General features: G+C 38.1%; 24 protein-coding genes. 16 read left to right on the forward strand and 8 right to left on the reverse strand.

Translation table 11 applies throughout. The features are described from left to right. The first annotated feature begins 29 nt into the window (after positions 1-29). Entirely contained in the window at positions 30-899 is an 870-nt protein-coding gene (locus tag HCB49_RS13840; protein WP_185605274.1) for a YihY/virulence factor BrkB family protein, read from the forward strand. A gap of 28 nt (positions 900-927) precedes the next feature. Here HCB49_RS13840 and HCB49_RS13845 read toward each other — a convergent pair whose 3' ends face one another. Then, positions 928-1,572, reverse strand: coding sequence for a deoxynucleoside kinase (locus tag HCB49_RS13845; RefSeq protein ID WP_185605275.1), 645 nt, complete (start codon positions 1,570-1,572; stop codon positions 928-930). A 106-nt stretch (positions 1,573-1,678) separates the two neighbouring features. On the opposite strand from HCB49_RS13845, the gene HCB49_RS13850 reads away from it, so the two are divergent. The 4 genes from HCB49_RS13850 (at position 1,679) to HCB49_RS13865 (ending at position 4,302) form a co-directional block, all read left to right on the forward strand. After that, positions 1,679-2,059 (forward strand): OsmC family protein, encoded by a 381-nt coding sequence (locus HCB49_RS13850; RefSeq protein ID WP_185481432.1) that lies wholly within the window; start codon positions 1,679-1,681, stop codon positions 2,057-2,059. Positions 2,060-2,123: 64 nt separating this feature from the next. Beyond that, positions 2,124-3,503, forward strand: coding sequence for a 23S rRNA (uracil(1939)-C(5))-methyltransferase RlmD (rlmD, locus tag HCB49_RS13855; protein WP_185605276.1), 1,380 nt, complete (start codon positions 2,124-2,126; stop codon positions 3,501-3,503). Positions 3,504-3,518: 15 nt separating this feature from the next. Continuing rightward, complete coding sequence (gene fosX / locus HCB49_RS13860; RefSeq protein WP_185605292.1) at positions 3,519-3,920, forward strand: fosfomycin resistance hydrolase FosX; 402 nt, start codon at positions 3,519-3,521, stop codon at positions 3,918-3,920. 28 nt (positions 3,921-3,948) lie between these two features. Beyond that, complete coding sequence (locus tag HCB49_RS13865; protein ID WP_185605277.1) at positions 3,949-4,302, forward strand: hypothetical protein; 354 nt, start codon at positions 3,949-3,951, stop codon at positions 4,300-4,302. 39 nt (positions 4,303-4,341) lie between these two features. Here the strand turns inward: HCB49_RS13865 and HCB49_RS13870 are convergent, their stop codons facing one another. Then, positions 4,342-4,548 carry a hypothetical protein gene (locus tag HCB49_RS13870; protein ID WP_185605278.1) on the reverse strand — a complete coding sequence of 69 codons (207 nt, stop codon included), beginning with the start codon at positions 4,546-4,548 and terminating at the stop codon, positions 4,342-4,344. A 27-nt stretch (positions 4,549-4,575) separates the two neighbouring features. Continuing rightward, entirely contained in the window at positions 4,576-5,478 is a 903-nt protein-coding gene (locus HCB49_RS13875) for a methyl-accepting chemotaxis protein (protein ID WP_185605279.1), read from the reverse strand. Positions 5,479-5,667: 189 nt separating this feature from the next. On the opposite strand from HCB49_RS13875, the gene HCB49_RS13880 reads away from it, so the two are divergent. Beyond that, a complete protein-coding gene (locus tag HCB49_RS13880) occupies positions 5,668-6,210 on the forward strand; it encodes a GNAT family N-acetyltransferase (protein WP_185605280.1) in 543 nt (180 codons plus the stop codon). Positions 6,211-6,249: 39 nt separating this feature from the next. Here the strand turns inward: HCB49_RS13880 and HCB49_RS13885 are convergent, their stop codons facing one another. Further along, positions 6,250-7,215 carry a cation diffusion facilitator family transporter gene (locus tag HCB49_RS13885; protein WP_185481424.1) on the reverse strand — a complete coding sequence of 322 codons (966 nt, stop codon included), beginning with the start codon at positions 7,213-7,215 and terminating at the stop codon, positions 6,250-6,252. A gap of 207 nt (positions 7,216-7,422) precedes the next feature. Here HCB49_RS13885 and HCB49_RS13890 point away from each other — a divergent pair, with 207 nt between their 5' ends. Continuing rightward, the gene (locus tag HCB49_RS13890; protein ID WP_185605281.1) at positions 7,423-8,097 is read left to right on the forward strand and encodes a VanZ family protein; all 675 of its coding nucleotides are present in this window, start codon (positions 7,423-7,425) and stop codon (positions 8,095-8,097) included. A gap of 26 nt (positions 8,098-8,123) precedes the next feature. Further along, positions 8,124-10,721, forward strand: coding sequence for a bifunctional lysylphosphatidylglycerol flippase/synthetase MprF (gene mprF, locus HCB49_RS13895; RefSeq protein ID WP_185605282.1), 2,598 nt, complete (start codon positions 8,124-8,126; stop codon positions 10,719-10,721). A 20-nt stretch (positions 10,722-10,741) separates the two neighbouring features. Here the strand turns inward: mprF and HCB49_RS13900 are convergent, their stop codons facing one another. After that, a complete protein-coding gene (locus HCB49_RS13900; protein ID WP_185605283.1) occupies positions 10,742-11,644 on the reverse strand; it encodes a TIGR01777 family oxidoreductase in 903 nt (300 codons plus the stop codon). Positions 11,645-11,741: 97 nt separating this feature from the next. Here HCB49_RS13900 and recX point away from each other — a divergent pair, with 97 nt between their 5' ends. The 3 genes from recX to HCB49_RS13915 are packed head-to-tail and all read left to right on the forward strand — an operon-like array spanning position 11,742 to position 13,259. Beyond that, positions 11,742-12,551 (forward strand): recombination regulator RecX, encoded by an 810-nt coding sequence (gene recX / locus HCB49_RS13905; protein ID WP_185605284.1) that lies wholly within the window; start codon positions 11,742-11,744, stop codon positions 12,549-12,551. A gap of 1 nt (position 12,552) precedes the next feature. Next, positions 12,553-12,786 carry a YfhJ family protein gene (locus HCB49_RS13910; RefSeq protein ID WP_008948041.1) on the forward strand — a complete coding sequence of 78 codons (234 nt, stop codon included), beginning with the start codon at positions 12,553-12,555 and terminating at the stop codon, positions 12,784-12,786. 11 nt (positions 12,787-12,797) lie between these two features. Continuing rightward, positions 12,798-13,259 carry a dCTP deaminase/dUTPase family protein gene (locus HCB49_RS13915; RefSeq protein ID WP_185605285.1) on the forward strand — a complete coding sequence of 154 codons (462 nt, stop codon included), beginning with the start codon at positions 12,798-12,800 and terminating at the stop codon, positions 13,257-13,259. A 31-nt stretch (positions 13,260-13,290) separates the two neighbouring features. Here the strand turns inward: HCB49_RS13915 and HCB49_RS13920 are convergent, their stop codons facing one another. Beyond that, the gene (locus HCB49_RS13920) at positions 13,291-14,271 is read right to left on the reverse strand and encodes a metal-dependent hydrolase (protein ID WP_185605286.1); all 981 of its coding nucleotides are present in this window, start codon (positions 14,269-14,271) and stop codon (positions 13,291-13,293) included. Positions 14,272-14,470: 199 nt separating this feature from the next. Here HCB49_RS13920 and mutY point away from each other — a divergent pair, with 199 nt between their 5' ends. The 3 genes from mutY (at position 14,471) to ntdP (ending at position 17,000) form a co-directional block, all read left to right on the forward strand. Next, the gene (gene mutY / locus HCB49_RS13925) at positions 14,471-15,568 is read left to right on the forward strand and encodes an A/G-specific adenine glycosylase (protein WP_185481417.1); all 1,098 of its coding nucleotides are present in this window, start codon (positions 14,471-14,473) and stop codon (positions 15,566-15,568) included. 3 nt (positions 15,569-15,571) lie between these two features. Further along, positions 15,572-16,318 carry an enoyl-[acyl-carrier-protein] reductase FabL gene (gene fabL / locus HCB49_RS13930; RefSeq protein WP_185392594.1) on the forward strand — a complete coding sequence of 249 codons (747 nt, stop codon included), beginning with the start codon at positions 15,572-15,574 and terminating at the stop codon, positions 16,316-16,318. 154 nt (positions 16,319-16,472) lie between these two features. Beyond that, positions 16,473-17,000 (forward strand): nucleoside tri-diphosphate phosphatase, encoded by a 528-nt coding sequence (gene ntdP / locus HCB49_RS13935; protein WP_003723875.1) that lies wholly within the window; start codon positions 16,473-16,475, stop codon positions 16,998-17,000. Positions 17,001-17,041: 41 nt separating this feature from the next. Here the strand turns inward: ntdP and HCB49_RS13940 are convergent, their stop codons facing one another. After that, on the reverse strand, positions 17,042-18,130 hold the full coding sequence (locus HCB49_RS13940; protein ID WP_003739130.1) for an aromatic acid exporter family protein: 1,089 nt from the start codon (positions 18,128-18,130) through the stop codon (positions 17,042-17,044). 106 nt (positions 18,131-18,236) lie between these two features. After that, entirely contained in the window at positions 18,237-19,535 is a 1,299-nt protein-coding gene (locus HCB49_RS13945; RefSeq protein ID WP_185605287.1) for a glutamate-1-semialdehyde 2,1-aminomutase, read from the reverse strand. Between the two features lie 142 nt (positions 19,536-19,677). Here HCB49_RS13945 and HCB49_RS13950 point away from each other — a divergent pair, with 142 nt between their 5' ends. Both HCB49_RS13950 and perR read left to right on the forward strand, forming a co-directional pair. Next, on the forward strand, positions 19,678-20,619 hold the full coding sequence (locus tag HCB49_RS13950; protein ID WP_185605288.1) for an NAD(P)-dependent oxidoreductase: 942 nt from the start codon (positions 19,678-19,680) through the stop codon (positions 20,617-20,619). Between the two features lie 82 nt (positions 20,620-20,701). Then, positions 20,702-21,148, forward strand: a complete 447-nt coding sequence (gene perR, locus HCB49_RS13955; RefSeq protein ID WP_008947641.1) for a peroxide-responsive transcriptional repressor PerR — start codon at positions 20,702-20,704, stop codon at positions 21,146-21,148. Positions 21,149-21,514 lie beyond the last annotated feature (366 nt).

Consider the following 21,514-nt stretch of genomic DNA (forward strand, 5'->3'; position numbering starts at 1 on the left):
ACGAATGACTAGAACAGGGGGCCTTAGTAGTGTGGAAAAAAGTTGTAAAATATATTAAAAATAACGGGATTGTCCAAGTAGGCCAAGCAGTAAGCACGCGAGTAGGGCGAAATGATGTTTCCGGAAATGCAGCACAGTTAGCTTATTACATGCTGTTTTCGATTTTTCCAATGCTCTTAATCGCGGCGACGTTACTTGCATACCTTCATATTGATAAAGATTCTGTTTTTAATATGATTAAAGAATTCGCGCCAGACCAGATTATGGACTTTTTAGAAGAAAATTTAAATAACTTACTAACGCAGAAAAATGGCGGCTTACTTTCCATCGGGATTATCGCGACGTTATGGTCGGCATCGAACGGTATGAATGCGGTCATGAAATCGCTCAATAAAGCGTATGGCGTAACGAATAAACGAAATTACGTCGTGCAACGCTTATTATCCATGTTTTTCACGCTCGCAATGCTTGCAACAGTAGGGGCGACCTTGCTATTACTCGTATTCGGACAGCAAATTGGGATGTTTTTAATAAATCATTTAAATTTCTCGGAAGACTTTCTTAGTTTTTGGAATAATCTTCGTTGGACCGTTACGCTCGTTGTTATTTTTGTTGTCTTTACCTTTTTATACTGGGTGGCACCAAACAGGCGGAGTACGTTAATCAGTGTCCTTCCGGGAGCACTATTTTCAACAATCGGATGGACAGTCGCTTCAGTAGGATTTGCCTATTACGTGAACAATTTTGGCAACTACTCGGCTACTTATGGCAGTATCGGGGTAATTATTATTTTAATGTTATGGTTTTATTTGACCGGCATTATTTTAATGATAGGCGGAGAGCTAAACGCCACACTCGCAATTCGCAAAAAGAAAAAAGAATTAGGCGAAATCAATTGAAAAAACGCTAAAACAGCATAAGTCTGTTTTAGCGTTTTAATTTTTCACGAATTAACTGCATGACATAGTTAGCATCCGCCGGTTGAGTAATATCAATCTCGTCAATGTTAATCACCAGCGTATCACTTTTATCATAGGATGCAAACCAGCTGTCATAACGACTATGAAGGTGTTTATAATATTCAAGCAAACCGGGATTATCGTCAATTTGCTCATAAGGGCGCCCACGCAGAGAAATCCGACTGAGAACCGTCTCCAAACTTCCGCGCAAGTATATCAACAAATCCGGTGCTTTTTTCGGCATATAGGCAAGTTCTTCCATCATATTATCAAGCAAATCAAGGTATGTATCCATCTCAGGCTCTGAAATGTTACCTTCTTCAAAATTAATTTGTGTAAAAAGCGCGTCCTCATAAATGCTTCGATCAAGCACATTATTTTGATCCGTCAGAGCAGCTTTAATACTGCGAAAACGGGTATTTAAAAAATATATTTGTAAGGCAAAAGCCCATCTTTTTGGGTCATCATAAAACATTTCAAGGATACGATTATCCTTAATACTTTCATAAAATGCTTTTGTTCCAAGTTCATTTGCGATTAGTTCTGTATAACTACTTTTCCCAGCGCCAATCATTCCAGCTAAAACAATCACTTTATTTCCTACTCCTTCCATAACACGAGTAGCCTCCTTTTTTGGTCGACTATTCGTTCATTATACTACTAATTTGCTTAATAAGGAGATTTTTTGTACGATAAAAGAGAAGAAATGAGGGATTAGGATGACAAAACCATTAAAGCTAGTTTATACCGAAAATGGGTTTGACACAGGGGATTTTTTAATTGATGACAAAAGGACCAACTATTCACCCGCTGATTTGATGTTAATGTCTATTGCCAGTTGTAGCGCCATTGTTTTTCGCAACATTTTAAGAAAAAAACGGGTGGAGTTCAGCGATTTATGGATAGACGCAACGATGGAGCGCATCCCCGAAGAAGAAAATCGGATTAGCGCGATACATCTGCATTTTAAAATTACAGGAGATAACTTGGAGCCTAAATCACTTGAAAAGGCGCTAAAATTAACCCCAAAATACTGTTCGATGGTTCGTTCTGTTGAAAATAGCATCATTGTCGATGAAAGTCTGGAAATCATGCCGTAAACTACTGACAAGTTGCTGTTTTTTTGTTAGTATTAATGAAGACTTGGAATGATGGAGGAAAATAATGAATCAAAATCCAGTAGAAGAAGGCCAAAAATTCCCACTAACGATTCGACGTATGGGAATCAACGGGGAAGGAATTGGCTACTTTAAAAAAGCAGTTGTATTTGTACCTGGCGCAATTACCGGTGAAGAGGTAGTTGTCGAAGCGGTCAAAGTTCGTGATCGTTTCACCGAAGCAAAATTAAATAAAATCCGTAAAAAATCTCCCAACCGAGTTACCGCACCTTGCCCAGTTTATGAGGCGTGTGGTGGTTGCCAGCTGCAACACGTGGCCTATAGCGCCCAACTTGAATTAAAACGAGATATTGTTATTCAATCAATCGAAAAACATACAAAAATCGATCCAGCGAAATTAAAAATTCGCCCAACAATCGGCATGGAAGATCCTTGGCGTTACCGCAATAAGAGCCAATTCCAAACAAGAATGGTAGGCAGTGGCCAAGTCGAAACAGGACTTTTCGGAGCTAACTCCCATCAACTTGTTCCAATTGAAGATTGTATCGTCCAACAACCCGTTACCATCAAAGTAACGAATTTTGTTCGCGACTTACTCGAAAAATACGGCGTACCAATTTATGATGAAAAAGCTGGTAGTGGTATCGTCCGGACAATCGTCGTTCGTACAGGTGTCAAAACAGGCGAAACACAACTAGTTTTCATTACGAATAGTAAAAAACTACCGAAAAAACGCGAAATCCTGGCAGAAATCGAAGCAGCTCTTCCAGAAGTGACTTCAATCATGCAAAACGTAAACCAAGCAAAATCTTCGCTCATTTTCGGCGATGAAACGTTCCTCTTAGCAGGAAAAGAAAGCATTGAAGAAAAATTAATGGAACTCGAATTCGATTTATCGGCTCGTGCCTTTTTCCAATTAAATCCGTTCCAAACAGAGCGGCTCTATCAAGAAGTTGAAAAAGCACTTGTACTAACAGGCAGTGAAACATTAGTTGATGCTTATTGCGGCGTTGGAACAATCGGACAAGCTTTTGCCGGAAAAGTAAAAGAAGTCCGCGGCATGGATATCATTCCAGAATCCATTGAAGATGCCAAACGAAACGCTGAGAAAAATGGCATTGAAAATGTTTATTATGAAATAGGCAAAGCAGAAGACGTATTGCCTAAATGGGTAAAAGAAGGTTTCCGCCCAGATGCTGTCATCGTTGACCCACCAAGAAGCGGCTGTGACCAAGGACTGATTAAATCACTCTTAGAAGTAGAAGCGAAACAACTTGTTTACGTATCTTGTAATCCGTCCACTTTAGCTCGCGATTTAGCTTTACTTGCGAAAAAATATCGCATTCGCTATATGCAACCTGTCGATATGTTCCCGCAAACAGCGCATGTAGAGACAGTGGTGCTTTTACAGCTAAAAGATAAATAAAGGTTGTGGAACATGATGATTTCAGGACTAAGCCATATAACGCTGATTGTGAAAGATTTGGATAGAACAACTACTTTCTTGCAGGAAATTTTTAATGCAAAAGAAATCTACTCAAGTGGAGACAACACTTTTTCACTTTCCAAAGAAAAATTTTTTCTAATAGCTGGTCTGTGGATTTGTATTATGGAAGGGGAATCTTTACAAGAGCGAACTTACAATCATATTGCGTTCCAAATTCAATCCGAGGAAATGGATGAATATATCGAGCGAATTAAATCTCTTGGTGTGGAAATAAAACCAGAACGCCCTAGAGTCCAAGGCGAGGGACGGTCGATTTATTTTTATGACTTTGATAATCATCTCTTTGAACTGCACGCTGGAACATTAGAAGAACGCTTAAAAAGGTATCATGAATAGAAATAACAGCCAATAGGAGGAAACAATCATGAAAAAACTATTTGATGAAACAAATGAATTTGAAGAAAAATACTACCGAACTATCTGGTACGGTTATATCGAAAATGAATTCGCACCAGAATTAAGCGATGAAATAAAACAATTAGTCCAAAACGATCTTGCCGAAAAAACAGCAAATCCCATCGAAGCAACACACTGGATTTTCTATAACGAAACACAAGCAGGAGATGCAATTGGTGATAAAGTTCGCTCTTCCATTATGGTTCGCCACCGGGATAACAAGTTTGTTGTCCATTACAATGTGAGCGATTTCCAATTTGTTACTGTGTTTGATGTGGCAACGGCTTTTAAAGACCAATTAGAAAAAGATTTGAACGCATAAATAAAAAATCCCGCCTATTTTTATAGGTGGGATTTTCGTTTATCTAAGCTCTTTCCAGTGCCAGTTACCAATATGTAACCCTTGGTCCATTTCACTAGAGGTAAAACTATCGGCTCTAGCTTCTGTCTTTGCTCTCGTAAGTGAAGTGGCGCTTCCAAAACTATTTGCGGTTTCATAATGGTATTCTTGGTTGTTCAAACGGATAATAATGGCGCGACCAGAAGGATGTTTTCCAATAAGTTTCAAGATTTCTTCGCTCCTTTGTTCAGCCAGTTAAATCATTTTTGTGAAAGCACCGGCATTTTGATCCAAGGCAGTAGATGCAGATTCAATTTGGCTAAAATCTTCTAAAGATAAAATAAGCACTTCTTGGCTTTCCTCGACTTTTGCTTCGACACGTTCTGTACCACTGGAAATCGTATTAATTTCTTGCGTGATACCATTGACACTTTTTTCTACTTCTTTAATCGCTTCTTCTACACGGCTTGAAAGTTTGCGAACTTCTTCAGCGACAACACTAAATCCGCGGCCAGCATCACCAGCGCGTGCGGCTTCGATGGCTGCATTGAGCGCAAGTAAATTCGTTTGCGAGGCAATACCATTAATTGTATTAATAATGCCGTGAATATTTTGCGCCTCTGTTTGCAAGTCATGGAGTGTATCGGTATTTTCATTCGACTCTTTCGTGATTGATTTCACGAGTTCGAGGAGAGCTTCACTACGCGTTTTTCCAACACTGGAATGTTCTTTTAAATTGGTTGCCATATTTTTTAAACCTGATGCAAAATCATGGACTGTTTCTTCTCTTCGCGTAATATCTGTTGCGATTTTTGCAACACCAACGACCAAGTCTTCGCGAATAATCGGGATATACGTTGCTTCAAACCAAACACGTTCGCCGCGTGCATTTTTACGCTCAATTTTATTTTGAAATTTTTGCCCGGCAAGTAGGTTTGTCCACATTTCTTTGTAGCTCGTACTTTGGACAAAATCAGGAAAGCATAAGTCTGGGTGGGATAATTTCAACATTTCTTCTTCAGAGTATCCCATCGCTTCCGCAAAAAGGGCATTAGCATAAGTTACTTTTTTATTAATATCAAAACGAATTATCGCCACGTTTTGAAGTAAACCATCGAGAAGGAGAGTTGCGTCTTCTGTTTCCGCATTAACAATCATTAAAAAAACCTCCATTTTTTAGAAAAATAATATAAAAATAACTAACATCAACATAATAACACACTTATATTCGTAATAGAAGGTTTATTTTTTAATAAAATGGGTATGATGATGAATTTGACTTAGAAGTCATACTTGCAATCAAACGAGAACAATCTTATAATTTAGAAAAATGCGGGAGGGATACGAATGCGGATTACAGGGGAACGGATTTATTTAAGACCTTTTCAAATAGTAGATGCGAATCAAAAACTAGCATTTCATTTAGCAAATAAAGCATTTTTTGAAGGATATTCAATGGAACGGGATGAGCGATTTTATACGATAGAGGAACAGCAAGCGCTTATTTCACGTTTAGAGGATTTTGCTGCGAGTGATGTGGAATATTATTATGGGATTTTCTTGAATGATACTGATGAGCTGATTGGTACAATTAATTTATTTAGCATTTTACGTGAATCGTTGCAGTCGGCATTCATTGGTTATTTTCTCGATAAAGAACATAATGGGAACGGTTATGCAACGGAAGCAGTACAATTAATAGTAGATTTTGGTTTTGATATCCTTGGACTTCATCGTATCGAAGCCGGTGTAATGCCAAAAAATGAACGTTCTAAACAAGTACTTTTAAAAGCGGGCTTCCATTTAGAAGGGCTCGCAGTACAAAATGTTCGTATTAATGGTACATGGGAAGACCATCAAGTGCTTGCGATCATTAATCCCGGAGACTAAAAAAACAGCCAAGTGCGCGCACTTGGCTGTTTTTTAATTTTAACGTCCGTCACCATATTCCCAGTTTCGAATCGCATCATCTTCATCAAACGAAATGAGTACATCCGCAACGCCGCGCAGACTACCAATGTTTTCTTCTAAACGATCTTTAATATCATCTACTTCAGCGAGTGTCAGCATTGGGTCTAATTCAACCTCGACATCGACATGGAAAACGTCGCCTTCTTTAAGTACCGTTAAAACTTGAATATCGCGAACATCCGGATCGCTCATTACTAGCTGGCCAACTGTCAAATGCATACTTTGATCCGACTCGCCAATAACACCCGCTGCATTGTCCAAAAAGACTTTTCCAACAACGATAAACATCATGACACCAATCAACATCGAAGCAATACCTTCTGCTTGATGGAAAGGGGTGAAGTGGGAAATAATAACCGCAATCATCGCAAGCAGTCCGCCACCAGTTGCAACGGAATCTTCTAAAAATACCAGTTTGGTTGCCGCTTTTGCCTTACCGAGGTTTAAAATGCTGTCTTTAAACAATTGAAGTCCTTTTGATTCTAGACCAACATCATGTGCAATTTCATGCATTGCCTTCACTAAAACCGAAAACTCAAGTACGGTACAAAGTAAAAGGACTGTAAGGTTAATCAGAAAACCGGTCGAACTTGTCGGATGGATAATATGCGCGAAACCTTCACGAATCGTTTCAAATGCCATAATCCCAACCACAATCACCGCACCAAGTAATACTAAGTTAACCATCCGCCCAAAACCATGCGGAAAACGTTTCGTTGGTCGTTTCTTACTTAAAGCAGAGCCGATAAAAACAAAAAATTGGTTAGCCGCATCACCAAGACTATGTAACGTTTCAGCAAACATCGCAATATTTCCTGTAAAAAAATAAGTCACGCCTTTAATAATGGAAACAATTGTATTAACAAGCGCCGCAGTTAAAGCCGATTTATTACCTTCTTTTAATAATCCTAATAATTCTTTCATCCTAGTCTCCTCCACAAATATCATTAAGAAATTGTAGCACTTTTTCGGTTAAAAGGAAAATAAGAACCCGAAACCCTTACATAAGCTTGCAAAAATGTAAGCACAAACAAGCTTTCTTTTCATTTTTATATCTGCTAAACTGTTACTAGGAGCTTATTCAGAGAGTCTGAAAGCTGATTTTGAAACGGAAGGCGTTGGAATACGAGAATGCAGGTCCAAAAATGCCGTTTTTTTGTATTGTTATTGCCAGTATTATATCTCCTTTACGGGATTTCGCTCGCATTACAATTTGGGAATAACGCTGATTTAATCAATGCGATTGCTAATAGTTGTTTACTTTTTTTAGCGACAATCATATTAACTAACATGGCGCAGCTGAAAAATTGGATTGACTTTATCTGGTTTTGTGTTTTTATTCTTTATATAATTATCTTATTACACCTAGTGGCTTACATATCAATTGGAGATTTCGTGAATAGTACGTATACCGGAACCTTCCATATTCAAAAAGAAATGATGAATTTAATACCTTTTACAACAATAGAAAATACATTCAAGCAAACATTACCAACGATGCCTACTATCATTCAAATTATCGGGAATGTTTTATTACTATGCCCACTGTCTTTCTTCATGCTTTACTTCAAAATAACAAACACAGCGAGCAAAACACTGCTAGTAGTATTCCTTACTTCATGCGGCATCGAACTACTACAATTTGCACAAACAACGATGATTACAGGATTCGAAGGCATTTCGCTACCACCTAATCGTTCGACAGACATAGATGACATCATTCTAAATACGTTAAGTGGTTTAATCGGTATTATGCTCGCGTATGCTGTACCGTCCGTTAGAAAACGAATAAATAAAAGAAGATGAATGGAAAATGTTAAGGAGACTCTGTTATGAAAGAAAAATTAATGCAAGCCTATGCTTGGTTTCAAAAAAATAGCACCATCGTCAAAATTGTCTTTATCACTTTTGTAATGGGATTTGTTATCTACGAAATTATTAATATTGCGACCGGAATTGACTATTCGTCATTAAAAGCCAATATCACTTCCCAAAGCCCAGAACAAATATTTATTATGTTTATCGTCGGCTTAATCGCAGTGACCCCAATGCTTTTATATGATTATGTCATTGTTAAGTTGTTACCCGGAAAGTTTTCACCATCACATGTGATTGCTTCTGGTTGGATCACCAATACTTTTACGAATATTGGCGGATTCGGTGGGGTGTTAGGAGCCAGCCTAAGAGCAAGCTTCTACGGAAAAAATGCTTCCCATAAAGAAATTTTACTAGCTATTTCCAAAATTGCTTTATTCTTAGTATCTGGCTTATCGATTTACTGTTTAGTATCATTAGCCACATTACTCATTCCAGGATTTGCAGATCATTTTGTTAATTACTGGCCGTGGTTACTTGCTGGAGGACTTTATTTCCCTATTTTATTCACAATCACAAAATGGAAAAGTAAGTCACTTTTCGTCGATTTGCCAATTAAAAGAGAATTAACTTTAATTGTAGCGTCCCTTTTAGAGTGGGGCTTTGCATTCGGTTGTTTCGCTATTATTGGTACGTTAATGGGAGAGCCAGTAGACATCTTCAAAGTATTCCCGTTATTCGTCATCGCTTCTGTTATCGGAATCGCGTCCATGGTTCCCGGTGGTGTAGGGACGTTTGACGTTGTAATGATTCTTGGACTAAGCCAATTAGGCGTTTCGCAAGAGTTGGCGCTCGCGTGGATGCTATTTTATCGGATTTTCTACTATATTATTCCATTCGTAGTCGGGTTACTATTCTTCGTTCAAAAAGCCGGCAAACGAGTGAATGACTTTTTAGAAGGCTTGCCACTGCTATTTTTACAAAAAGTGGCGCATCGCTTTTTAGTTATTTTTGTCTATGGATCTGGTTTACTGCTAATTTTATCTTCATCTGTGCCAAACGCGATTTATCACGTGCCATTTCTATACAAAATTATGCCGTTTAATTTCTTATTTACATCCCAAATTACGATTGTTGCTTTCGGCTTTTTACTGCTCGGACTTGCACGAGGGATTGAATGTAAAACGAAAAAAGCATACATTATTACGGTTATCGTCCTAGGTTGCGCGATTTTCAATACATTAGCTCGCGTATTCTCGATTAAGCAAGCTATCTTTTTAGGAATTGTTTTATTATGTTTATTCCTAGCTCGTAATGAATTTTACCGGGAAAAACTGGTATATACATGGAGTAAAGTAATTATTGATAGCATTATTTTCATTGTTTGTTTGGCAGGTTATATCGTTATCGGTATTTACAATTCGCCAAATATCAAGCATTCTAAAGAAATTCCAGACTATTTACGTATTGCCTCTGAACATCTATGGTTAGTCGGATTTGTCGGTGTCTTTATCGCTGTCGTTAGTCTAGTGGTTATCTACATTTATTTATCTACAACAAAAGAAAAATTAGGCTCACCATTTGAAGCTGTCAAAGTGCGTGACCACCTAGCAAAATGGGGCGGAAATGAAGTCAGCCATACAATGTTCTTACGTGATAAACTGCTTTTCTGGGCAGCAAACGGGGAAGTGCTTTTCTCTTACCGAATTATTGCGGACAAAATGGTTATCATGGGAGAGCCAACCGGAAATATGGATAAAATGGAAGATGCGATTGAAGAAGTGATGATGAACGCGGATCGTTTCGGTTATCGACCAGTTTTCTATGAAGTTCGCGGCACAATGATTCCTTATTTACACGATCACGGCTTTGACTTTATCAAACTAGGTGAAGAAGGCTTCGTGGACGTCCAAAACTTCACTATGAGCGGCAAAAAGAAAAAAGGCGAACGCGCACTAATGAACAAGTTAGAACGCGAAGGCTATACATTCGAAATAATAAATCCACCATTTGATCATGAAACATGGACGACACTACGAGCTGTGTCCGATGAATGGCTGGATGGTAGGGAAGAAAAAGGTTTTTCCCTAGGATTCTTTGATACCTATTATCTCGAACAAGCACCAATCGCCATCGCTAAAAACGGAGAAGGCACGGTCGTTGGTTTTGCCTCAATGATGCCATCTTATACAGACGAAATGACGTCCATCGACTTAATGCGTTATTCCAAAGAAGCGCCATCAGGTATTATGGATTTCCTTTTCATCAACTTATTCGAACAAGCCAAAGAAGATGGCTTCCAAACATTTAATGCCGGCATGGCGCCACTTGCGAATGTCGGAGAAAGCAAATATGCCTTTTTAGGAGAACGATTAGCAGGACTTGTTTACCGTTATAGCCAAGGATTCTACGGCTTCAAAGGATTACGTAATTTCAAATCCAAATATGTTACCGAATGGGAACAGAAATTTGTTGCCTTTAGAAAACGAAGCTCCATTGCTTTTACGATGTTACAACTAATGATTCTCGTTGGTAAAAAACGACCACTTGCAAACAACCAAGTCGTCCTTGATTTGCCGCTTGAAGAACAAACAAAAAAACCAGATTCTGAGTAAATTCAGAGTCTGGTTTTTTATTAATCAAGCAAGTCATCTAGCGCTTCCTGTAAAGTTTCAAAGTGAAATTCAAAATGATGACTCATTAATTTTTCCGGATAAGCTCGCTGGCTATCTAAAATAGTCATAGCGCGTTCACCAAGAATAAACTTGATAATTTTTTTAGGAACGGGCGTTTTATATGGTTTATGCATCTTTTTCCCGAGTCGTTCCGCAAATTTCTTTTCTTGGACAGGATGTGGAGCAGTAAAGTTAACGACGCCACTTATTTCCTCATGGTCAAAAAGAAATAATAACGCTGCGACAACATCGTCAATATGAATCCAGGAATACCATTGTCTACCATTACCAAAACGGCCACCCGTATAAGTTTGAAATAGCTTTTCGAAAACAGGGAATGAGCCTCCATCCGTCCCAAGCACAAGACCAAAGCGCGCATAAACAACGCGAATACCTAAGTCTCCCGCCGCACGCGCAGTTTTTTCCCATTCATAAACCGTTTTTCCTAAGAAATTATCGGCATAGTCATTTTCTTCTGTATCCAGATAAATAGTTGATTTAGAGGACGTATAAGCCCCAATTGCACTTGCATTAATCCACAGTTTTGGCTTGGATTTCATTTTCTTCACAATCGATAGAAGCGCTGAAGTAGCTTCGATGCGGCTATTTACAATCACTTTCTTTCTATCATAAGTCCATTTTTCATCCATCAAACCAGCACCTGCAAAATTAATACAAACATCCACTGGTAAATCGTCTAAATTAGGTAATTTATCATCATTTAACCATTCAATATAATGTACATTCGCGCGGTTTTTTAGCTTTTGTCTCGTTAAAATATAAAGTTCATGATCAGATTTTTCTAATTCATGTACTAAATGATCACCAATAAAACCCGTTGCGCCTGTAAGTAAGATATGCAATTTTATCACCTCTTTATTGTCCTAACTAGTTTATTCCCTTTTTAGTAGTATTAAAACCATTTTTTGCGGTATGATAGAGAAGAGAAGGAGGCGGATTATGAAAATCACGTCCATAAGTGTCCAACAGAAAAACAAAGAACGCTACAACATTTTTATTGATGAAAAATACAACTTTAGTGTTGACGAAGAAGTTTTAGCCCGCTACCAGCTAATGAAAGGAAAAACACTAACTGAGGCTGAAATAGAAGAACTCAAACAAGCCGATATGGTTCGCAAAGGTCTTAATAAAGCAATTAATTTCTTATCTCACCGCGTCCGCTCGGAAAAAGAAATTCGCGATTATTTAAGAAAACAGGAAATGGAACCTTTTGCCATCGATGAGATTTTAAAAAAATTAGCCGACATGGACTACATTAACGATGTCGAATTTGCGGAACTATACACCAAAACCCAAATCAAGACAACACTAAAAGGCCCGCGAACGATCGAACGCGAACTAGTCGAAAAAGGCTTAACACGAGAAATCATTAGCCAAGTTATCGAAGAATATTCCGACGAAGCCCAGCTCGAAAATGCCACGAAACAAGCAATCAAAATCATGAAGCGCAACAACAAAAGTGCCAAAAAAATGCTCCAACAAAAAATTATCACCGACTTAATTCAAAAAGGATATACGAGTGAATTAGCCAAAACAGCTGCCATAGAAGCAACGAGCGAAATAGCTGTAGCCGATGAAGCAGATATCTTACAAAAACAAGTCGAAAAAACCATGCGCAAAAATAAACGCTACAAACCTAGTATCGCTAAGCAAAAAACAATCACATCGCTAATGCAGAAAGGTTTTTCTTATGATACAATTCAATCATACCTAACTGAAAATGAAATCAGTTTCGAGGAGGAAGAGTGAAGTGTACACATATTTAGATGAACTAACGGCGGAATTGATGGCTAAAAACCCGCATTTAGATAAAGAAAAAGCTTTATGGTGGATTGAAATGCTTTGGTCCGATTTCGAAAGTTCCTATGCAAAAGCAGGTTACCCATACCGCGGTCCTGAATACGCGGCGGATTACGTTCGTCAGCAAATCGAGCGCCACGGTAGCTTTTTACATCAAGTTGAACGAAAAGACCCAAACAAATAGGAGTGAACAAAGTGAAAGTAAGAGGATTTGAGGTAGTAAATGAAGCAAGCAGAAAGTTTCCAGAACAAACGATATCTTTACCAATACGCGGTGATAAAGGTTCAGCCGGCTATGATTTCTTCTCCAACGAAACAATAACTATCGCGCCAGGAGAAAAACATATTTTTTGGACAGATATTAAAAGTTATATGCAAGAAGATGAAGTGTTAAATATCCATGTGCGTTCTTCCATTGGTATTAAAAAAGGGTTATTACTATGTAACGGTACAGGAATTATCGATTCTTCTTATTATAGTAATCCTGGTAATGACGGCAACATCGGTATTGCCATCAAAAATTTCTCTTCCGAACCAGTAGTAATTGAAGCTGGTGAACGTGTTGCGCAAGGCGTATTCCAAAAATACTTAGTAGCTGATACAGATATCGTTGCCAACGAAACACGTGTTGGTGGGGTAGGAAGTACAGGTAGATAAATAAAAAAGACCCGGAATCCGGGTCTTTTTTTTAAATACTAACAGGTGCTAGCTTTTTGTATAATTTTTCTGTCGAGAAAATCCAACCAGTGTACGATGAGATAATGTTTAAATCATCATCTAGCTTAACTACTGCTACAAATGGATAATGTCCATTACTGCGATAACGTAAATCGGTAAAGGTTACATAAGTACCATCTAGTTTTTCCTCAATACGCCAGTTGTAAACTTTGGAGAAAGAGATAAAAGCAGCGAGGTTTTTGTCTTTTTTTGCAGAACGAATGATTTCATTATCTGGAACGGGTAAGCGGTCAAATTTTTCATAGATAGAGATGTTACGTTTGAAAGCTCGACCTACATAATAATGATCTTTGGTTGTTACTGCCACACGCCACTGGAAGAAGTGGATAGTGGAAGCGATAATGATTTCTTCTGAATCAGGAATTAAGTTTTGAACTGCATGTTTGATCATTCGCTGTGTAACGAATCTTGCCACATAATAAAGTGCCAAAATGACGTAAAGCGTGCCAAACGTAGGTAATGCTGGCGAACCTAACAACCAAGCCGCAATAGCAACTACATGAGAACCAAAAATGAACCAATCAAACGTGTTGATAAATCCAAATGCGACCCATGTTTCTTTAAACGGTCTAATTGCTTGTGTCCCGTAAGCATTAAAAATATCTACAAAAATGTGTAATCCCACCGCGATAAACGTCCATAACAGTAAATGAATAAACGTGGCCGCCGGGAAAAGTAAATATAAAATCGATGAAATAAGTAATGGCCAAATGGCAAGCATCGGCAAGGAATGCGTGATTCCTCGGTGATTTCTAATATAATCAGCGTTGTTTTTAAGTTTTAATACAGTGTCAATGTCTGGAATTTGTGAACCAATAATTGTTGCTGTCATAATACCAATGGCAGCTTGAGAACTTCCGGCAACTACCGGGTCTACGGTTGCTAACGCTCCGAGTGCAATTCCCATTACTACGTGTGTGCCAGTATCCAATGACTTTGCCTCCTCTAAAATCGGTCTTGAAAAATACAAGTCGTGTTGCCTAAAAGAGCACAACACTATTCAATTAAGCCAGCATTCGGTATAATAGAAATCGGCTTAAGAATGGGTATACTATTTTATTCCCTGTCTACATTATACTACACATCCGGAGCAACACACATTAGAAATCTATTAGAATTACGAGGGGAAAATGAGAAAAATGAAGAGACTAACATGGGATGAAACAAAAATAACCGCTTTCCAAGAAGCACTCGTTTCCTGGTATGAAGCGAATAAACGCGTCTTACCGTGGCGCGAAAATACCGAGCCGTACAGAATTTGGGTCTCAGAAATCATGCTGCAACAAACAAAAGTTGACACAGTGATTCCATATTTTAATCGCTTTATGACTCAATTTCCAACGATGGAAGATTTTGTTCAAGCGGATGAAGCAGATATTTTAAAGGCTTGGGAAGGCTTAGGTTATTATTCTCGTGTCAGAAATCTTCAAACAGCGATGAAACAAGTAATGGCAGATTTTTCTGGTGTAGTCCCAAACGATTTAACAACCATTCTATCACTTAAAGGTGTTGGTCCGTATACAGCTGGAGCTATTCTTAGCATTGCTTACAATCAAGCAGAACCCGCCGTTGATGGTAATGTAATGCGTGTCATTGCGCGTGTTTTAGAAATAAGCGAAGACATTATGAAAGCATCCACCCGGAAAATTTTTGAAGAAGTGCTATATCAACTGATCGACAAAGAAAATCCGTCCGCTTTTAACCAAGGTTTAATGGAAATCGGGGCACTCGTCTGTACGCCGACTAAACCAATGTGTATGCTTTGCCCGCTTCAACCGTTTTGCGAAGCGCATAAAAACGGCGTTGAAACGAATTATCCAGTAAAAATCAAAAAAGTAAAAACGAAAACAAAAGAACTATTGAGCATCATCGTAGTATCAGAAGATGGGAAAATAGCCATCGAAAAGCGTCCGGAAAATGGGTTGCTAGCCAATATGTGGCAATTTCCAACCATCGAAATCACCAAAAAAGAAAATGATGAAGTAGCAAAACTACAATTTTTACATAATTATGGCTTAGATGTTTTACTTAAAGATGAGCCAATTGCGCATATCAAACACGTTTTCTCTCATTTAGTTTGGAAAATGGACATTCGTGTGGCAAGCCTTCAGTCAGCGGAGCCAAATGAAAATTGGTATTTTGCGACAGAAGAAGAAATGAAGCGACTTGCTTTTCCAGTACCATATCAAAAAATGTGGCAAGCGTGGAAAGATTTTAAGGGGGAGTAACAAATGAATAAAGTAGCATTAGTAACAGGAAGTAGTCGCGGACTGGGAAGAGAAATCGCCATCGCACTTGCAAAAGAGGGGTATGATATCGCGGTCAACTTTTCCAGAAATCGCAAAAAAGCAGAAGAAGTACAGCAAGAAATTGAACAACTTGGCAGAAAATGCACGATTTTTAAAGCCAATGTTGGCGACGTGGAAAAAATTAGAGAATTATTTAAAGCAGTGGATGAGGAATTTGGACGCTTAGATGTTTTTATTAACAATGCAGCGAGCGGCGTACTTCGGCCATTGATGGAACTAGAGGAATCACACTGGGACTGGACAATGAATATTAATGCGAAGGCTTTATTATTTGCTGGCCAAGAAGCAGCTAAACTAATGCAACGCCACCAAAGCGGGAAAATTATTAGTTTGAGCTCAATTGGTTCCATTCGTTATTTAGAAAATTATACGACAGTTGGTGTTTCTAAAGCGGCGGTAGAATCACTTACTCGTTATTTAGCCGTTGAATTGGCGCCATTTGGCATTGCAGTTAATGCAGTTTCTGGTGGTTTGATCGAAACAGATGCACTCAACCATTTCCCAAACCGCGAAGAATTATTAAAAGATGCTGTCAGCAAAACCCCAGCCGGACGAATGATTGAACCCAATGATTTAGTAAATGCCGTGCTTTTCCTCGCTAGTGATAAAGCAGACATGATCCGCGGACAAACTATTTTAGTAGATGGCGGCAGAACGCTTTTAGTCTAGTAAAGAAAAATGGATGAAAATTAGCTATTTTGCATAAAAATCACTCTTTTTTTAGGAAAATGTTCCGTTTCAGCACGATATTGTTTTTTTGCAGTCTTGCCTTATGTTATAATAATAATGATTTTGATAGTACATGAGGAAAGTAGGATAAAGGATGTACTTACCCAAAGAGAAAGAAATAATACAGATCAAGAGCTACAAACATAACGGTAAACTTCATCGTACTTGGAAAAAGACAGTGGTGCTTAAATCTACGGAGAATATTATTATCGGCGGAAACGACCACACATTAGTTGTGGAAGCAGACGGACGTAAATGGGTAACGCGCGAACCATCTATTTGTTATTTTCATAGTGATTACTGGTTTAATGTAATTTCGATGATTAGAGAAGATGGCATTTATCATTACTGCAATCTAGGTACACCTTTTGCAGTAGATGAGCAAGCGCTGAAGTACATTGACTATGACCTCGATATTAAGGTTTTCCCGGATGGAAGGTTTCATTTGCTTGATGAAGGCGAATACGAACAACACCGTCGCCAAATGAAGTACCCGGACTCGATTGACCGGATACTTCGACATAATGTGGATGTGCTAAGCCACTGGATTTTGGACAAAAAAGGTCCATTTTCTCCTGACTACATCGACATTTGGTATGAAAAGTATAAAGAATACCGTTAAAAAAACGAGCTTTGGAGTTTATCTCCAAGCTCGTTTTTTGTTTATTCTTCGTTAACATTAATATCGATTTGATTTTCTTCTGTATGTCTTAGTTTAAAACTATGAATCAATTTTTCTAAATAATCGATAGTCTCTTGATAAGCAAATATCGAGGCGATAATACGCATTAAATGGTATTTATCCATCATATCCTCATATTCATCTTTTTCCGTTTCTTCCATTTCGCGCAAGAAAAGTTGCATTAAATCTTGGGGGTCTTGTGCTAAATGAGATTCTACATATTCAAGATCAATCGAAACCTTATCAATATAAGTTAATAAAAGTTGTTCATGTTTATCAGTTAAATAATCAATATGTTGGCGAATTAATTCTTGCTTATCTGGCGGCAGTTGCAAATAATCATTTTCATAACGGTGCTGAATTTTTAAAAGCTCAAAACCTTTTTGAGAACAAAGCAACATCTGCCTATAAACAGCAATTTTCCGCCCTTTTGAAATGGCATTTTTCTTTAAGAAAGTACGTTCTTCTCGGTATAATCCGTATAAGTTACGCGTTTGGTTTAACTGTTTTTGCATCCATTCCATGTCTTTTTTTAGAAGAGGGAAGTCTGCAGCGTGACGCAAGTTTAATTTAATCCAACGAACAATCTCGCTATTCGTATTATAAATTAACTGAAACAATGAAACCTCGTATTTCGGTGGTAAAAAGAACAGATTGACAATAAATGCGGCAAGTAAACCTAACATAATTGTCCCAAAACGAATAAGTGCGATTTCTAAAAAGTCATTACCAGGAGAATCCATCACGATAATGAGCGTCACAACTGCGAGGCCAATCGTATTCTCCAAGCGGAATTGCATTAATAAGGCAACACAGATAATCGAAGCAACCCCGATTAAAATAAAATCATTACCAATATAAAGTCCAAAAATAATTGCAATGATAGCTCCAATTACGTTCCCTTGTGCCCGTTCTAGAATAGTTCGATAAGACCTATAAATAGAAGGTTGGATAGCAAAAACGGCGGAAATGCCTGCCAGAGATGGAGAGGGTGAATTGCAAAGTTGCGCGATAAAAAGCGCCAATGTGATTGCAATACCAGTTTTCAAAATTCTAGCTCCGAATTTCATGGAAGGTTATTCCTTTCTATAGACTATTTGAGCGGGACTTTTCGCATTTTCCCGCTCATTCTTCTTCTATTATAACGTTTCTCTCGAGTTTATAAAGTAATATTACCTAGTTATCTTGAACCATTTTTCCAAAAACTGTATCAACTGCTGCAATTGTTTCTACAATATCTGCTTCCGAATGCGCGGATGTAATAAACCATGCTTCGTATTTAGAAGGCGCCAAATTAATACCTTCTTCTAACATTCCTTTGAAAAAGCGTCCAAATAATTCGCCATCAGTTGCACCAGCTTCTGCGTAGTTAGTAATCGCTTCATCCGTAAAGTACACTGTTAAAGCACCAACAATTTGATTGACGGTAACCGCGATACCATGTTTGGCAGCTGCTTTTTCAATGCCATCTTTCAACATCGAACCATATTTTTCAAAGCGCTCATACAATCCTTCTTCTTGTAAAACTTCGAGACAAGCAATCCCTGAAAGAATGGATGCCGGATTACCAGCGTGAGTCCCAGCTTGATATGCCGGGCCAAGCGGTGCCACTTTTTCCATAATATCAATTCGACCACCATAAGCGCCAATCGGAAGACCGCCACCAATAATTTTACCCATAGCAGTTAAATCAGGAATAACCCCTAGATAATTTTGAGCTCCACCGTACATAAAGCGGAAAGCAGTAATAACTTCATCATAAATAACTAAAGAATCATTGGCATGCGCGAGTTCATTAACCGCCTCTAAAAATCCTTCTTTTGGTGCAACCATTCCAAAGTTACCAACAATTGGCTCTACTAAAACAGCCGCAACTTGATCGCCCCAAACAGTGAGTGCTTCCTTAAATGCTTCAAGATCATTAAACGGAACTGTGATAACTTCTTCTGCAGTAGATTTTGTTACCCCAGCAGAATCAGGAATCCCAAGCGTAGATGGTCCAGACCCAGCTTCCACCAACACTAAATCAAAATGCCCGTGATAACAACCAGCAAATTTAATAATTTTATCTCTTCCTGTATAAGCACGAGCCACACGAATAGTTGTCATAACAGCTTCTGTCCCAGAGTTTGTAAAACGAACTTTCTCAAGAGAAGGGATGGCTTCTTTTAACATTTTCGCAAACGTTATTTCGTGTTTCGTAGGTGTTCCGTATAAAACGCCATTTTGTGCCGCTTTTGTAATCGCTTCTGTAATATGAGGATGTGCATGCCCAGTAATGATTGGCCCGAATGCCGCTAAGTAATCAATATACTTATTGCCATCCACATCATAAAAATAAGCGCCACTCGCTCGCTCCATTGTTACCGGAATTCCGCCGCCAACTCCTTTATTTGACCTAGATGGGCTATTAACCCCGCCAACTATATGTAAAAGTGCTTCATCATGCAATTGCTTTGACTTAGAATGATCCATTTCGTCATCTCCTCAAAAATTTAATACCTACTATATTCTATGCGAAAAAATAAGATGCCGCAATCGAAAAAACAATATAATTGCCGATAAATGAAAAAAAGCATAAAATTAAATCATAGCAAAGGAAAGGAAGTGCGGCAAAATGAACATTTTATTTACTTTAGACGTACCCGAACACTTAAAAACCTTGCAAGCAGAGAAATTTCCAGATGATACTTTTTATTATGAAAGCAATAATCATTTTGCCGATTTAGCAGAAATAGATATCATCGTCACATACGGCTCTAATATTACAGAAGAAAAAATAAAACAAGCTAAAAAACTACAATTAATCATGGTATTCTCTGCTGGAGTAGATAGCTTACCTAGAGAAATAATCCAAGAACGCCAAATAAAAGTCGCAAATGTAAGAGGAATTCATGCAATACCAATGGGCGAATATGCATTATCTTTCATGCTATCTCACGTCAAAAAAGCTACTTTCTTCTATAAAATGCAAAAAGAAAAAAATTGGGCAAGTGAAGAACCCATTACAGAACTAGCGGGAAAAACATTAGTTGTCGCGGGCACAGGTGCTATCGGAGCAAAAGTAGCTGAATTCGCTAAAGCATTCGATATGCAAGTTATCGGCATTAATACCACAGGCCATCTTGTAAAACCATTCAGTAAAACATATGCCATGGACGACATCGAAAAAGTAGCTCCTTTAGCCGATTTTTTTGTTAGTGTTTTGCCGCATACAGAACAAACAACAGGAATCTATTCGTTATCATTTTTTGAACAAATGAAAGAAAATGCCGCTTTTATTAATATAGGAAGAGGGAGTGCCGTGGAGCTAAATGTACTAGAACAAGCTTCAAAACAGCAGCTAATAGCTCATTTTTATTTAGATGTATTACCAGAAGAACCGCTTTCCGAAGACAATTACTTATGGGGCACAAATAATGTTACAATCACACCACATGTTTCGGGACATTCCGACAAATATTTAGAACGCAGCTTTGAAATTTGGTTTGAAAATATTCATCTTTTGAAAGAAAATAAGCAATTACGTAACGAGATTGATTTAAGTAGAGGTTATTAAGCTATAAATTCTGCCATTCTATTGACAGTTAAGCGTTATTTCCGGTATTATAAAGATAATAATTATTTTTGGAAGGGAGTGCATGGCGGTGTCTAATGCAACTCTAAAAGAGGCAGTAGATGTCTTGAAGAAAACGGGAGTAAGAATCACTCCTCAGCGTCATGCTATACTTGAATTCTTAATTAACTCACATACACACCCAACCGCGGATGACATATATCGGTCTCTAGAAGGCAACTTCCCAAACATGAGTGTAGCAACTGTATATAATAATTTACGCGTTTTCCGCGATGCAGGTCTAATTAAAGAATTATCCTATGGTGACGCATCTAGTCGATTTGATTTTTCAACTTCTAATCATTACCACGCAATTTGTAATGTTTGTGGGAAAATAGTTGACTTTCATTATCCAGGTTTAGATGAAGTAGAGCATTTCGCAGCTCATATGACTGGCTATGAAATCGATAACCACAGACTCGAAGTATATGGTACATGCCCAGATTGCAAAGAAAAACAAGCAAATAATTAAAACAAAAACACTTGGCCTAGCTAAGTGTTTTTTTATGTTTCTTGCAATTTTTTTCATTTTTATTAAATTTTATGCATAATTCGGTTGACATATTTCTCAAAACTTGATATATTAGTTTTCGGCGCTACGATAGCAGCAATTTAAAAGAATTTTATTCATAAATTAATTTTAAAAAGTTGTTGACAGATAGTTGCTAAAATGATATGATTTAAAAGTCGCAAAAAACAAACGAAAACATTCGCACATCAAGTGTGAAAGCGACTAACTGACCTTTGAAAACTGAACAAAGAAGAAGACGAAAAGCAATGAGACGTAAAGTCTCACTGGTAATCGCAGGGCAGAAAACAGAAAGCTGTTTTCAACAAA

The organism is Listeria cossartiae subsp. cayugensis (genome assembly GCF_014229095.1).
GTDB classification, from domain to species: domain Bacteria; phylum Bacillota; class Bacilli; order Lactobacillales; family Listeriaceae; genus Listeria; species Listeria cayugensis.